General features: G+C 58.8%; 11 protein-coding genes and 2 pseudogenes. 5 read left to right on the top strand and 8 right to left on the bottom strand.

Features of this window, described 5'->3' with window-relative positions; all coding sequences use genetic code 11:
• Window positions 1–124 (top strand): annotated as a pseudogene (locus EN857_RS35560) (transposase); the annotation flags it as partial.
• A gap of 194 nt (window positions 125–318) precedes the next feature.
• Here the strand turns inward: EN857_RS35560 and EN857_RS13735 are convergent.
• From EN857_RS13735 to EN857_RS13700, 8 genes are all read right to left on the bottom strand, one after another.
• Window positions 319–1,038 carry a LuxR family transcriptional regulator gene (locus tag EN857_RS13735; RefSeq protein WP_245511317.1) on the bottom strand — a complete coding sequence of 240 codons (720 nt, stop codon included), beginning with the start codon at window positions 1,036–1,038 and terminating at the stop codon, window positions 319–321.
• Window positions 1,039–1,543: 505 nt separating this feature from the next.
• Window positions 1,544–2,068 carry a Mov34/MPN/PAD-1 family protein gene (locus tag EN857_RS13730; protein ID WP_128187944.1) on the bottom strand — a complete coding sequence of 175 codons (525 nt, stop codon included), beginning with the start codon at window positions 2,066–2,068 and terminating at the stop codon, window positions 1,544–1,546.
• Complete coding sequence (locus tag EN857_RS13725) at window positions 2,056–3,834, bottom strand: ThiF family adenylyltransferase (protein ID WP_128187943.1); 1,779 nt, start codon at window positions 3,832–3,834, stop codon at window positions 2,056–2,058. Before EN857_RS13725 ends, EN857_RS13730 begins: the two co-directional genes overlap by 13 nt.
• 211 nt (window positions 3,835–4,045) lie before the next feature.
• The gene (locus tag EN857_RS13720) at window positions 4,046–4,984 is read right to left on the bottom strand and encodes an FAD-binding protein (RefSeq protein WP_128187942.1); all 939 of its coding nucleotides are present in this window, start codon (window positions 4,982–4,984) and stop codon (window positions 4,046–4,048) included.
• Between the two features lie 88 nt (window positions 4,985–5,072).
• On the bottom strand, window positions 5,073–6,410 hold the full coding sequence (locus EN857_RS13715; protein ID WP_135858750.1) for an FAD-binding oxidoreductase: 1,338 nt from the start codon (window positions 6,408–6,410) through the stop codon (window positions 5,073–5,075).
• The gene (locus EN857_RS13710) at window positions 6,410–7,297 is read right to left on the bottom strand and encodes a dihydrodipicolinate synthase family protein (RefSeq protein ID WP_128187949.1); all 888 of its coding nucleotides are present in this window, start codon (window positions 7,295–7,297) and stop codon (window positions 6,410–6,412) included. Before EN857_RS13710 ends, EN857_RS13715 begins: the two co-directional genes overlap by 1 nt.
• A gap of 1 nt (window position 7,298) precedes the next feature.
• Entirely contained in the window at window positions 7,299–8,786 is a 1,488-nt protein-coding gene (locus EN857_RS13705; protein ID WP_128187940.1) for an aldehyde dehydrogenase, read from the bottom strand.
• A 40-nt stretch (window positions 8,787–8,826) separates the two neighbouring features.
• Window positions 8,827–9,531 (bottom strand): GntR family transcriptional regulator, encoded by a 705-nt coding sequence (locus EN857_RS13700; protein WP_128187939.1) that lies wholly within the window; start codon window positions 9,529–9,531, stop codon window positions 8,827–8,829.
• A gap of 98 nt (window positions 9,532–9,629) precedes the next feature.
• Here EN857_RS13700 and EN857_RS13695 point away from each other — a divergent pair, with 98 nt between their 5' ends.
• From EN857_RS13695 to EN857_RS13675, 4 genes and pseudogenes are all read left to right on the top strand, one after another.
• Window positions 9,630–10,745: a helix-turn-helix domain-containing protein gene (locus tag EN857_RS13695; protein ID WP_189521646.1), complete on the top strand. Its 1,116-nt coding sequence runs from the start codon at window positions 9,630–9,632 to the stop codon at window positions 10,743–10,745.
• 44 nt (window positions 10,746–10,789) lie between these two features.
• Window positions 10,790–12,454, top strand: a complete 1,665-nt coding sequence (locus tag EN857_RS13690; RefSeq protein WP_348630786.1) for an NAD(P)/FAD-dependent oxidoreductase — start codon at window positions 10,790–10,792, stop codon at window positions 12,452–12,454.
• Window positions 12,455–12,502: 48 nt separating this feature from the next.
• Window positions 12,503–12,841 (top strand): annotated as a pseudogene (locus tag EN857_RS13685) (SDR family oxidoreductase); the annotation flags it as partial.
• 54 nt (window positions 12,842–12,895) lie between these two features.
• Entirely contained in the window at window positions 12,896–13,246 is a 351-nt protein-coding gene (locus EN857_RS13675; RefSeq protein WP_281035921.1) for an SDR family oxidoreductase, read from the top strand.
• Window positions 13,247–13,258: the final 12 nt, after the last annotated feature.

Here is a 13,258-nt window from a genome sequence, read left to right as displayed (position 1 = left end):
AGAAGTCAACCGGCGGCAAGCAGATCCTTGGCAAGACCTCGAAATGGGTCAGCGCGACATCCGCAGACTGCTGATCGTCGGCGCCAGGGCCGTGGTGCGATGGACCGCCCGCCGCGGCGCGCCGAAGGTAGTTAGTCCAAGCGCGTCGAAGAATCGATCTCAACCGCAGGCGATGCTTGCATGCAGGCCCTCGGCAAAATCGTCGTAACACTGGGCGTCAGTAGCTGGATGATTGCGACTTTCTCGCCGGAAACTCTCCCGCCATTGGAAATGTTCACGCCAGCGAATCCTGTGCAGCTGCACAGGATGAGTTTTTTGTCAGTGAACCGAAAAGCCCGAAGCGGCGAGACACGCAATCGCCTGCCTGGTGGTTGTCACGCCCAGCTTCCTGCGAGCGTTGCCCAAATGAAAGTCGGCCGTGCGCCGCGTGATCCCCAGGATGCAGCCTATCTCCCAGGCCGACTTGCCGCGTGCTGCCCATCGCAGGCATTCGTATTCGCGCGGCGTCAGCGACACGCCGTTCACCATTCGGTCGCCGGACAGTTTTCGGCGAACGAACATGTGAAAACAGGTCGCAACGTATGGGAGTATCACTTCATAGCGTTCCGCGACGCGGAACCATACAGGATTGGGCTTGTCAGCGGCAAAGGTCATCGCCGCAAAATTGCCTCGGAGATCTATGATCGGAATTGTCACGCCGCAGCAAATGCCAAACTGCGCCGCTTCTTCGAAAACGTGAGCCCCTGAAGCCTCACTATCGTTAAGATCGAATCCCCATCGAAACGGGCATCCGCCGAAGCGGGCGCGCGTGATGACGGGGTCGACCCGCTCGTATCGATGCTCAAGATAGCGCGCTGTCCAGGGCTCCGGATAGTTTGAGATCAGCCTGGGCTTGTCACTAGGACGCGGCAGCAAAGAGAGGTAGGCAAAGGCGAGTAGGTCGAGTTCCGAGCCCACCTCGGCCATGGCGCTGCAGAAATCGACCTCATCGACGCTTTCAGAAAGCCGTTCCAAAAACTTCTCAAAGACAGCTTGCACGTATCTCGCCCCTGGCTTGAACTCACCCCCGATCCACACGCCGTGCAGCGCTGCCACGGCACATACCGCCGGGCAGACAGCGGGAAGACAGCGGCCTAACTCGCCCGGACTGGAGAACCGTCATCAGATCAGACCCAGCGCCGCGAAGCCGGCACGCCGGCTGCTAACTTTCTGCTTTCTCGAACAAATGCCGCTTCGGACATTTGCCAGCAGAGCAATGCCCGCCCACTACTCCTTTCCGCAAAGTCATTGATTGATGATCCAACCTGACGTGCGGGGAGGCGCGCTAGCTGGGCGTGCCGCATACGGACTGGAGATTGTTTCGCAAATGCAGTGATGTCGTTGCCCGCGTCGGTAGCTGCTCAACTTCGTCAAATCAAGCTCACGAGCGCGTCCGATGTGAGTGTGACGCCAATAATTTGGCCACGATGATACTGCCCCAGATCGTAGTGCGTGAATCATTTTGCCCCATTCTGCTGCCGGATGGTGAGACTGTCAGAACTGATTAAAGCTTCGCCAGTTCCTCGCCGGTTTCGCGACGTGCGTAGACTAAGATGGTCGCCTTTTTCTCATCCAATACTTCAAAGAGGAATAACTTGGTCCGCAATTGGCAGAGCCATGGATGCAAGAACCATTCATTTGGCTTGCCACACATGAGGACCATGAGGGGCTTTCGATTACGCGCTGTCGGTGTCCTGATGATTGTCTTCAGGCATGCTCGATCCGTCCAGCTCAGGCGGTTCGAAACGGCATTCGGGTGGGTGTGCCAGTCCCCGAGATATGTGTCCAACCTCCCCGAACATTCGTAGTGCTTTGCAATTTCCGCCTGTTGCCAGCTTTGATCAGGGAGGAAGCTGCTTCGCTCGCGAGATGCTTGGGGGCCGGCTGGAATCATAGTTGTTACGACGGCAACGTTGTTTTCGGCCCAGTACCCCATGAAGGTCCCACCCGTTTCCCAATCAAACCAGAGGTCGGCTTCGGCCTGCATGTCCTGCTCGATCGCTTGAGGCAGCCAGACTACGGGTTGCATCCGCATTCCCTCATCGGACGCAATCCATCGACCTGCCAAGACGGCGGCACCCGCCTGATGCCGTCATGCAGTGTCAGGGTGTGAAGCAAAGATTCCTTGAAGTCGTCTGGACAGGAAAGAATGTCCACGGTCAAGCGGATGGCTTCCAACGATAATTCGTTGAGATCGAATGACGCCCCAGTGAAGGTCAGCTCCGCGCATCCAGCCGGTTGATTCAGCCCGGAAGTTTCTCCCGACCCAGGAGCTTTCTTGATCAAGCCGTTCGCATAGGCAAATTCGCGGCAGGTTGGGCAGCCGGATTTCGGGTGGTAGGCGGCAACGACCCCCCCTTTCAACGATTGCGTTCCGAAAAGAGAGATCATCGGTTTCCCTGCGGACTTGCAGTGATCGGCTAGCAAACGTGAGATCCCGGAGGAAGCCGTTGCATCGATGACGATGTCGGCCTTCGCAAAGATCGGCGGTAGAACTGAATGGTCTCCCCCGTTCCCGTCGGCCGCCGTGGCCATCCCCACGTGGTGATGGATCGCCTCGACTTCGACCCCCGTGTATTCCGATTCCACATGCTGCTTGACGGCAGTGGTCTTTCGCATTCCCCAGGCCGTCGCACCAAGCGGCCATCGGATGGAGTTCCCCGGCTCGACGATGTCATGGTCGATAACGATGAGATGAGAACAGCCGTTTCGGGCAAGCTCGATCGCAACTGGGGCACCAATGGCCCCCATTCCGAAGATGGCAATCACCTTGTTCTTGAAAATGCACACCGATGCAACTCGGTCACCGATGTCAGTAGCCCCGGCGCGGTAAGTCGGTATGATCAAGACCGATGGTCCAGTTGCCTTCTTACCAGGTTTCGCCGTCCGGAAGGATTTCGCTGGCCCGTAAAGCAAAGGGAAAAGCCATGTATCTCCACTCTTTTTGTGGCTGAGTTCCGTCGACTGAACGGTCACAGACATCGAAAAAGCTGGAGAGCCGTCAGTGAAGGCATGCATCTTGAAGGCAATCTGATCCTTGACTTTCTTCTCTTGCCAGCCGTCTGCCGGCGGAGGGGCTAAACGGTCCACACGGGTCCAAGGGAAGGTGCGGATGGTCTTCTTGGTTCGTAAGTGCGGAGGCAGCGGAAACGTTCGACTCGCGAGCACAGTCTGGTCGTGCGCCCTAACCTCATCAACGACGCCTCGAAACTGGATCTTCTCTCCAATCCTCAATAGCGAACACGAAGCTTTGATCGTTCCGCCAACGGCACCACCGAGGTCCCACTTGCTGTCGATCAGCATGTAGCTTCCTTCGGAATAGCCAGGGAATTCTGGGGCAATGGCGTTCCACCAGAATTCCATCGGTTCGCCCTGCGGATCCTCCACGCCCGTCCCATTCAAGGCGCTGGTAAGCTGTTTCTCAAGAAGCTTCGCCAACGTCCACTTGATGGACCAGAGCCCCGTGTCGCGGCCCAACAAGCAAAGGTTGCCGTCAGTCGGCGAGCAGTGCTTGTGGGGAAAGGTTTCCGGTTTCCCTCGAAGGGCAACTTGCGGGCGGACGAAGGGATAGCTGTCTGGGAACACTGCGCGAAGCTCGCGGCTTTCCCCGGATGCCAGCGGCCATTCGAACTCGACGCTGAGCACCCCGTTTTTCAGTTGCTCTTGGTCGATTCGCAGCGAGTCTCGGGCGAAGAATGCGAGATCGCGGAGTTCAAAATCGAATCGTCCTGCGCAGGTATGCTCCCAGTGGGGGAGCATACCTGCCTTCAGATCGAGATAGCCTACCCAGGTCATCCTACAGGACGGTCCGGTGGCTGAGGTGGATCCTTAGGACCAGGCGGAACGCCGGGCGGACGACCCGGAACGCCATCTGACGGCCCTGGGACCCAGTCGGGCGGCCCAGGCGGGGTGTGGCCCGGATTGCCGGGGCTTGGGGGGCGTGCCATGTTCATTCTCCATTTTGGCTTTGGTGGAAGATACAGTTGTCACATCGCGGCGTTCTTAGCTAAGCCGAGAAAACGGTTGCTGGTACGCCGCTCCAGATGGCTGCCCGTGTAAGGACCCGGCTTTCGGTGTCGCGGACCGTCGCGTCGAAATCCTCCGCGCTAAACGCATGCGCCGAGAGTGCATCGCGCGCCGCGTCCACGCCGGTACGCGCCAGCCACTCCTCTATGATGGACCTTTGTTGAAAGAGGTCATCGTGGTTAGTATCGGGAACTGAGACATTGCTGCTGGCAAGATGCTGGATGGCACCGGAGACGCCGACCGCGGTGCAGACATCAGGCGCCACCACCTCTTGCCGACCCGGCCGTTGTCGGCTCATAGGGCTCCCGAGCTTGTCAGCGACGGGCGGGATGACGGCGTGGAACCTCTCCGAGGAGCCCAGCGCGCTTCCACCAGAGATGATAATCTTGGCCGAGGTCAACTCCGGTCGGTCAGTTTCGGAGAGCTTGTTTTCGATTAAAATGGAGAGACACGGGTCGGCTGCCGCCGAGATATTCTCGACGGCAGCCGCGTTGCCTTGGGAGGCGCTTGAACACGAAGTCGGGCGCTCGCTGATCACCTTTGTGGCGTCACACGATAGCATCGGCTGAATGGGGTTGCCGGTATAGATCGGCCGCATGGACGCGTGGGGCGAGATCACATCGAGCAGTGCGGCCACACGGGGCGCGACATTCTTGCCCGACGAGATCGCCGGCGCGATGATGGTGTCATGAGCTCCGACGAGCGAAACGACGAATGTCGCCAGTGGTTCGGGAAGGAGTTCGGTGAGCTCGTCGGCTTGGGCGAGCAGCACCTTGCTGAGCCTGGCGTCGGCACCCACATCGCCATTGCTATCATTGCCGGCAACCAGAACATGCACATCCGAGCCGACCTGTAGCGCAGCCGCAAGCGCCTTTGCAGGCGTCGCGTTGTCGTGTTCGGCAGTCAGAGGAATAGCCATGTTCTAGTCTTCGTCCCGATCGGTTACATCACGCCGGCTGTTCTCCGGTCGAGATGCGGCGTACTCGAAGTCAGCCTGCAGAGGACGCCTATTCGCGTCCCGCACGCCATTCTCTGAATGCCAGGTTCAATCGTGCGCCCACGTCGGTAATGGGGCGCGGGGGCAAGGTCTGCGGCTTCTCAAACGAGCGGAAAATATCGCCAAGCTTTGACCGGTGCCCGACCACCAGTTCGGCCGTTGCGATACCCGCCGAGGTAGACTTGGTTCCACCTATACCGTTGCACGCGCATGCCGCGAAGATGCCATCTGCTACTTGGCCGAACAGAGGCACGGAGTTCCGCGTCAGCGCCATAGCGCCGGCCCAGCGATACTGCATCTTCAGGTGACGCTGATCTGGAAAGCGGTCCGCGAACTTCCGATCGTGCAAATCACTCGCGCTTTTGATCGTTGCCGCTCCGGCCTCGATGGTCGGATGGTAGGTGTAGCGTGAGCGTATCAGAATGCGGTCGCCATCAGGGCCGTTAATGCGCCGCACCGTCGTCCCCATCGGGGCAGCAGGTGTCGCTCCCCATTTCCGCAGTCCCCCCAGTGCAGTGGGCATAAAAGGCTCGGTCAGCGAAGCGTGCGTAAAGACATGGAGAAGCTCCCCTTTTCCGAATCCGAAGCTTTCTGCGTGGCCGTTTGTCGCCAGGATGACCCGCCCTGCCCTAATCTCTCCCTTGGGAGTCTTGACTGTGCAGCCGATTGAGGAGCTTTCAATAGCAAGAGCGGGCGTCCGCTCATACAGCCTCAAAGGTTCCTGAAACACATCTGCAATGGCTCTCACAAGCGCCGTCGGCTGTACCATGACCGCACCGGGGGTGAAAAGCCCTGACTTATATGATCGCGTGCCGGTGACATCCTCAACCTCCGAAGCGCTAAGAAGTTGATTTGGTTCACCCAAGGACTTGAGCTGCAAGGAGTAGGCTTCGAGGTGCTCCGTACCGGCATCGGTCATAGCGAGGCTATACTTGCCGCTGGGATCAAAGACGTCCTCGTCCCACCCATGCTCCTCCGCCAGGCGAGCGTAATGTTGAATGGCCGTCCGCGCGATCAGGATCTCATTGTGGCTCTTGGCTACGGCGTCCGCCCCGAAATTGCCCGATGAGATGTCGTGCGGCAGGTCAATAAGGAAGCCCGAATTCCGGCCGCTGGCCCCCCGTCCGACCTGGTCGGCATCGATGATGGCTACAGAAAGCTTGGGATCGAGATTGGCAAGTCGGACAGCGGCTGCCAACCCTGCAAAACCCGCTCCGATAATCGCGACATCCACAGTGATCCCCCGATCCAGGTCGGGGGCTGGGGTCCTCGCCGGGAGCAAGGCCTCCCAGCCGGACTCCACTCCATGGGCGGGAAGGCGACGCGCCCGATAAGTCTTGCTGGCCATTATACCGCTTCTTGTTCAACTAGGGGGCCAAGGGCCGTCCGAAGCGCTGATATGCGGTCCGACGAAAGGGGGCGGAACGGCTTCCGGGCGCTGCCGCCGCCATATCCGGTGAGTTCGGCGGCCGCATAAACGCTCGGAACATAGTCGCCGTCCCAGAGAAGAGCCATGATTGGCTCCAGCAGCTGCCACAGGGACCGCACGTCGTCCCATCTTTTTTCCTGCGCGGCCCTGACGATAGCAACGCATGTGCGCGGGGCAATGTTCGCACCGCCCCAAATCAAGCCGGAGCAGCCGGCGAACAGGGAGAACGGCACCAGCGGGTCGGCCCCGTTGATGACATTGAGGCCGGTCCCGATCAACCTGACCTGGCCGACCAAGTCGCCACTGCTGTCCTTGACGGCCTGGAACTCGGGCAGTTCGCAGAGCCTACGAAGCAACTGCGGCGTGATGCGTACTCCCACCGCCTGGGGCACATTATATCCGATGATAGCCAATCCTACCGCGGCGACTTCGCTGTAGAAATCGAAAACGCTGTCGTCGTCTGACGGACCCTCGAAGAAGGGTGGAAGGACCATCACCCCGTCTGCCCCACAATCCTTCGCAAATCGCGTTCTTTTGACGACGTCAGCAGTAAGCAAGGCAGATGCCTGGGCGACCACCTTGGCCCGCCCGGCAACGACGCTCGCACCGCGCTCAATAAGAGACCTCGATTCCTCCGGCGACAGGTAAGCATGCATACCTGTGCCGGAGCTGAACACGAAACCGTCGACGCCTGCGGCCAGATGCCGTTCGATGAGCTCTTCGAACCGCACGAAATCGATGCGGCCGTTTGCGTCGAACGGCGCCGTGATCGCAAGATTGAGACCGGAAAAAGCAAAGGATGACATTTCAGAAACCTTCATTGGAGCTGCTCAAGTCGATCCAGAGCGTTTTGGTCTGGGTATACTGATTATGCGCATGCAGGGACTTGTCCCGGCCGCCGAAGCCCGACTGCTTGTAGCCACCGAACGGAGTAGCAGCGTCCCCCTCCCCGTAGGAGTTCACGGTTACCGTTCCCGCTTTAAGCGCCCGGGCGGCCCGGAGTGCCCGTGACCCATCCGCAGTAAAAATGGAGGCCGCGAGCCCATATTCGGTCTGGTTGGCGAGAGAAACGGCTTCAGCAAGAGAGTTGACGCCGATCACGGAAACGATCGGACCGAAGATTTCTTCCCTCACATGCTTGCCGGCATGCTGGTCGAATTCAATGATGGTAGGCTCGATCGTGGTGCCGTTGAAGGCCTTCCCGCCCGTCACCACCCTGCCCTCGCCCCCGAGATAGCCGCTGACTTTTCCGAAATGGGTCGCTGAGATTAGCGGGCCGATACGGGTATCTGGATCCAGCGGGTCGCCCACGGTCCATGACTTGGCAACTTCGGTGAGTTTCTCAAGCAGGCGGTCCCTCACGTCTTTGTGTACGAAAACCCGCGAGATCGCCGAGCAATTCTGGCCCATGTTCCAGAACGCTCCGTTGCCGATGTGGGCAGCCACGGCGTCGAGATCGGGAACATCATCCATGACGATACAGGGATTCTTGCCACCCATTTCAAGCACGACCTCCTTGAGGTTGCTTTCCGAGGAGTATTTTAGGAAGCGGCGACCGGTTTCGGTGGAGCCGGTGAAGGAAACAGCGTCAATATCGGGATGCCGGCCGATCGGCTCACCAACGTCCGGGCCGTCACCTGTCAGCACGTTAAAGACGCCAGCTGGCACGCCGGCGTCCAGGGCGAGCTCCGCAACCCGCAATGTGGTGAGCGACGTCTCTTCTGCGGGTTTGACGACGACCGTGCATCCTGCGGCAAGCGCGGGACCAATCTTCCACGCCAGCATCAGAAGGGGAAAGTTCCATGGGAGGACAAGGCCGACGACTCCGATCGGTTCGCGCACGATAAGGCCCAGGGAAGCGTCATTCGCTGGGGATACCTGATCATATATTTTGTCGACCGCTTCGGCATGCCATCTCAGGCTGTTGATGGCCTCAGGCACGTCGATGTTGATGCAGTCATTGATGGTTTTGCCGCTGTCCAGGCTCTCCATCAGGGCCAGCTCAAGCGCGTTTTCCTCGATAACGGCTGCCAGCTTGAGAAGCACCTTTTTTCTGGTCGCCGGCGGTAGCTTCGACCACCGCCCGTCCTCAAAGGCCAGCCTGGCCGCTGCGACTGCCTTGTCGACGTCGGCCGAGGCCGCCGCCGGAAGCTCAGCCAGGACTTCGCCCGTCGCCGGGTTCAGAGTTGGAAATGTTTTGCCCGACAGGGCGGCGACAGCTACCCCGTCCACAATCATTTTGGTGGGCAGTTTGAGCGCGCCTGCCTGCGTCTTGTAGTCGACTTTGTTCAGCATTTCTGTTCTCCCTAGTGTCCTACCGACACACACGATAACGCTATCGTTCGAGTTCGCCCTGCATGCCGTTGGGCACGGCGTAGAGCGCGACGTCGCTGCGGAAAACCTCGAGATGGGCGCGCACCACGTCGCCGGCTCGGTCGGCATCGTGGGCCTCAATGGCTTCAATCATCTGATCGTGCTGCTGAGCCGCGGTCTCCTGATCCTTTTGAATCCGCGGGCCGCCGCTTTGGCGGTAGAAGATCTTGCCGATGCGGGCGTGGTCAATCAGAAGCTTCTTGAGGCTGGGAAGTAGGTATGGATTGTGCGCCATTCTGCCGATGTTCAGATGGAACTGGTGATTGAAGATCACCCGACTCTCGACGTCCCCATCAGCGATCGATCGGCGGAACCTCTGCTGGGTTGCCTTGAGAACGTCCAGGTCCCCGGCCGTACGGTTGACAGCCGCGAGCTTTGTCGTCCCGACGTAGATCATGGGGGCGACTATCAGAAAATCCCGAAGTGTCTGGTACGACATAATGGATACGCGCGCAGCGCGGTTGGCCTCAAGGTCAACATAGCCCTCCCCCGCCATCTGGCGCATGAGTTCGCGAACCGGCGGACGAGAGAGGCCAAACTCTTCGCTCAGAGCAACCTCGTCCAGGACGGCCCCTGGCTCGAGCTGCATCGTCAAAATGCGATGCACCAAGGTTTCAGCAAGGATGCCTTTGCGGTCTGTCGACGCTGGTTGCTCATCGAGGGTCATTGCGGGTCCTTCATCCGAGATAGACATATTGTAGACAAAGATCATGAGTCAAGATAGGAAAGAGTCATATACCATTGGTGCAGCGACGTGTAGGACACATGTCGCGATCGGCCGGAGCATCGACTGTGTTTCATTCAGCGCTACGGGCCAGGCAAGCGCCCTCCGTCGAGTTGAAGGTCGGGTTCATTCTGGCCCGCTCATTTACGTTGACCGCGTTCGCTCTTTTCATTGATACGCTTCGGCTTGCCAGCGATGAAACAGACAGATCCGGCAGGGTCAACGCCGACTGGGAGGTGCTGTCGAACACCCGGCATCTCGTAACCTCAAGTTGCGGCGTGCAGGTTTCGCCGACGTCATCGCTGCGTGACCCGATGGAGTTTGATTACATTGTCGTCGTCGGAGGCCGATTGTCCAACGGTCAGGCAGTCGACGGTCAGACCATAAAGTACCTTCGGGAAGCCGCCTCGCGAGGGGCGCGCCTGATCGGCATCTGCACAGGGACATTTATCTTAGCGGAAGCTGGACTGATGGCCGCCCACGAGACCTGTGTAAGCTGGCTGCATTACCTCGACTTCCGTGAGCGCTTTCCCGGCCTACAAGTGCAGGTCACGTATCTCAAGCGTCAGCGGTCGACGCGGCTGCACCCACTGCGCGTTGCGAACCCTGTCGATTTGCAGGACCTCAAGCGCATTTCGTTCGGCCGCCTCCCCGATATGCCGCCGGACCAACTCTGCAGCAAGATCGGCTGTGCTGCTGCCGCCCGCACACGATCCGCGTGTGGCATCCAGGTTGTAGATCCTGTCAGCCCTAGGCTTCGCGCTGCGCTGATCCTGATGGAACAGAATGTGGAGAACCTCCTGTTGGTTTCCAGACTGGCAGCAGTATTGGGCATCTCGCGGCGACAACTCGAACGGCTGTTTTTCAGAGAGCTGAACAGCTCTCCCGCGCTTGTCTACCGGCGCGTGCGGCTCGAGCGCGCCAAGCAGCTGCTCCGGACAAGCGATACCCCCTTGATCGAGGTGGCAATTGCCGCCGGTTTCGAGAACGCCTCTCACTTCGGCAGGGTCTTCCGTACCGTTTACGGACAACCGCCCAGCGTCTGGAGACGCTCCAGGTCTGTGTCCGAGAAAAAAATGACCCGAGCACGCACACTCGTGCCGTGTGCTCCTAAGGATTTAAATAACGCGGTAGAGGTCCCGGAAGGGCAGGCCTGATCCGCGATCTGATAATTAATCGTGGCCTAAACCAGGAGTGCCCTGTGCAAAGTACTAACGATATGTCTGCAGCCAGTGTGACCAGAAAATTCGACATCATTATTGTCGGTGCCGGTTTCGCGGGAATGTATATGCTGTACAAGGCCCGTGAACTTGGACTTTCGGCCTTAGTTCTCGAAACTGCGGGCGGAGTGGGCGGTACGTGGTTCTGGAACCGTTATCCCGGAGCGCGATGCGATGTCGAGAGCATGCAATATTCCTATTCGTTCTGCGAGGAGTTGCAGCAAGAGTGGCAATGGAGCGAACGGTACGCATCGCAGCCTGAAATTTTGAAATATGCAAACCATGTCGCGGACAAATTCTATCTTCGCCGCGACATTAGGTTCAACTCCCGCGCATCAAGCGCAATTTTCCACGATGGGGAGCGTGTCTGGCAGCTCTCCACCGATGATGGGGAGCATTATTATGCGAAGTGGTGCGTCATGGCGACCGGCTGCCTGTCCGCTGCGCAGCGCCCAAACATCCCAGGCTTGGGTACGTTCAAAGGTGAAATCTATCACACGGGGAATTGGCCCCAACAGCCGGTAGACCTGTCCGGCCGAAAAATCGGGGTCATCGGGACCGGATCGTCGGGGATCCAGGTGGTTCCTGAGCTCGCGAAACTGGCGAAACACTTATACGTTTTCCAGCGAACCCCGAACTTCAGTATCCCGGCGCGCAATCAGCCCATAGATAGCGCCTACGAGGCAGAATGGAAGCAAAGCTATGCCGAACGGCGTACTGCGGCTCGCAACATGCCGGCGGGAATTCTGTCTGACATCGGCACCAATTCTGCTCTGGCAGTGTCGCCGGAAGACCGCTTGGCAGAATATGAAAGGCGTTGGGCTGCAGGGGGCACCGGGTTCACCGCCGCATATTCGGATTTGCTGAAGAACGAGGATGCCAACGGCACAGCTGCTGAGTTCGTCCGGAAAAAAATTCGCGAGGTGGTCACCGATCCCGCCGTCGCCAACCTACTGGCGCCGGTCGATCATCCGATCGGTAGTAAGCGCATCTGCGCTGATACAGACTACTTTGCGACGTTCAACCGGCAGAACGTAACCTTGGTTGACCTGCGCGCCAATCCTCTCCAGGAAGTCTCGGAACACGGTTTGACTGCGGGCTCCCAATTCTATGAGCTGGATATATTCGTGCTCGCTACAGGCTTCGACGCCATTACCGGCGCGCTGAGCAAGATCGACATCGTCGGTCGCCAAGCCCTTACCCTAAAAGAAAAATGGCAGGACGGCCCAAACACATACCTGGGCCTGATGACATCGGGATTTCCGAACCTGTTCATCGTCACTGGCCCGGGAAGCCCGTCGGTGTTGACCAATGTCATCGTTGCCATCGAGGATAATGTCAACTGGATCGCTGGCTGCCTGGCATACCTCATGACGAGAGACGCACAGACGATCGAAGCCATGGCCTCGGCCGAACAAGGTTGGATTGAGCATGTCGGACAGGCGGCTGAAGGCACGTTGTATACAAAGGCAAAGTCCTGGTATCTCGGCGTCAACGTGCTCGGAAAACCCGCCGTTTTCATGCCCTACGTCGGCGGCGTGCCTGCCTACCAGAAGATCTGCGAGGAGGTTGAAGCCGACAGCTACAGGGGTTTCGACATTCATGCCAATAGGGACAGCGTGCACTCGCTCCAGGTGGTAGCGTGAGCGGCGAGGTAGAAGGTAAAATCTGTATTGTAACGGGGGGGCAGCCGGGGAATCGGCGCCGCCATATGTGCGCTCTTTGCCGACCAAGGAGGCAGGGTGATCAACCTCGATCGTGATCCGCCAGCAATTGAGACCGGCATTCCATTCTATCGTCTTGATGTGACAAGTGAAGAGGATGTCGTAGCCGTGGCACAGCTGATCGCCTGCGATCACGGCGGCGTCGACATCCGTGTCAACAATGTGGCCATTGCCCGTATCGGACCAAGCATGAGCTTTCCGCTGAAGGGCTGGGATGCCTCATTTGCCGCATCATCAACATTTCGTCGATCAATGGGTTCGCCAATGTCCCGACGCGGCTCGCGTATAACGCGGCCAAGGCGGCCGTGATCTCAATGATCAAGGTGCTCGCCATCGAATGGGCCGGCTACTCGATCCGGGTCAGTGGCTCCAGGCATGATTGAAACAGAGATGCTCCGGAAGGCGATCGAGGACGGCCACATGGACGTCGAGGCCTACACAAGCCACTTGCCAATGCGCCGGTTTGGCCAGCCCCGAGATGTTGCTGAAGCTGTTCTCTTCCTTGCGTCTGATCGGTCCAGTTACGTGACAGGACAAGTCATCGTGCTGACGGCGGGTGGACAGCCTTCAACTGGATCCCATGGAGCGGCGACCCGGAAGCCCCGCAGGTCTAGAGCGAAACGGCTGCCAATGCCGAACTTGGCACTCTGCACCCCGTGCCCGCATACGACGGCAGGGGCGGCGCAAGTGAGGCCCGAATTTACTTCCCTGTAGCGCTGGAGTAAC

The organism is Mesorhizobium sp. M4B.F.Ca.ET.214.01.1.1 (assembly GCF_004791545.1).
Classification (GTDB): Bacteria; Pseudomonadota; Alphaproteobacteria; order Rhizobiales; family Rhizobiaceae; genus Mesorhizobium; species Mesorhizobium abyssinicae.
This window is presented reverse-complemented; position numbering and strand designations above follow the sequence as displayed.

Coding starts and splice junctions, on each gene's coding strand:
- EN857_RS13730 (WP_128187944.1), bottom strand. CDS start 2,068: ATGCAACCCGTAGTCTGGCTGCCTCAAGCGATCGAGCAGGACATGCAG.
- EN857_RS13725 (WP_128187943.1), bottom strand. CDS start 3,834: ATGACCTGGGTAGGCTATCTCGATCTGAAGGCAGGTATGCTCCCCCAC.
- EN857_RS13720 (WP_128187942.1), bottom strand. CDS start 4,984: ATGGCTATTCCTCTGACTGCCGAACACGACAACGCGACGCCTGCAAAG.
- EN857_RS13715 (WP_135858750.1), bottom strand. CDS start 6,410: ATGGCCAGCAAGACTTATCGGGCGCGTCGCCTTCCCGCCCATGGAGTG.
- EN857_RS13710 (WP_128187949.1), bottom strand. CDS start 7,297: ATGTCATCCTTTGCTTTTTCCGGTCTCAATCTTGCGATCACGGCGCCG.
- EN857_RS13705 (WP_128187940.1), bottom strand. CDS start 8,786: ATGCTGAACAAAGTCGACTACAAGACGCAGGCAGGCGCGCTCAAACTG.
- EN857_RS13700 (WP_128187939.1), bottom strand. CDS start 9,531: ATGACCCTCGATGAGCAACCAGCGTCGACAGACCGCAAAGGCATCCTT.
- EN857_RS13695 (WP_189521646.1), top strand. CDS start 9,630: ATGTCGCGATCGGCCGGAGCATCGACTGTGTTTCATTCAGCGCTACGG.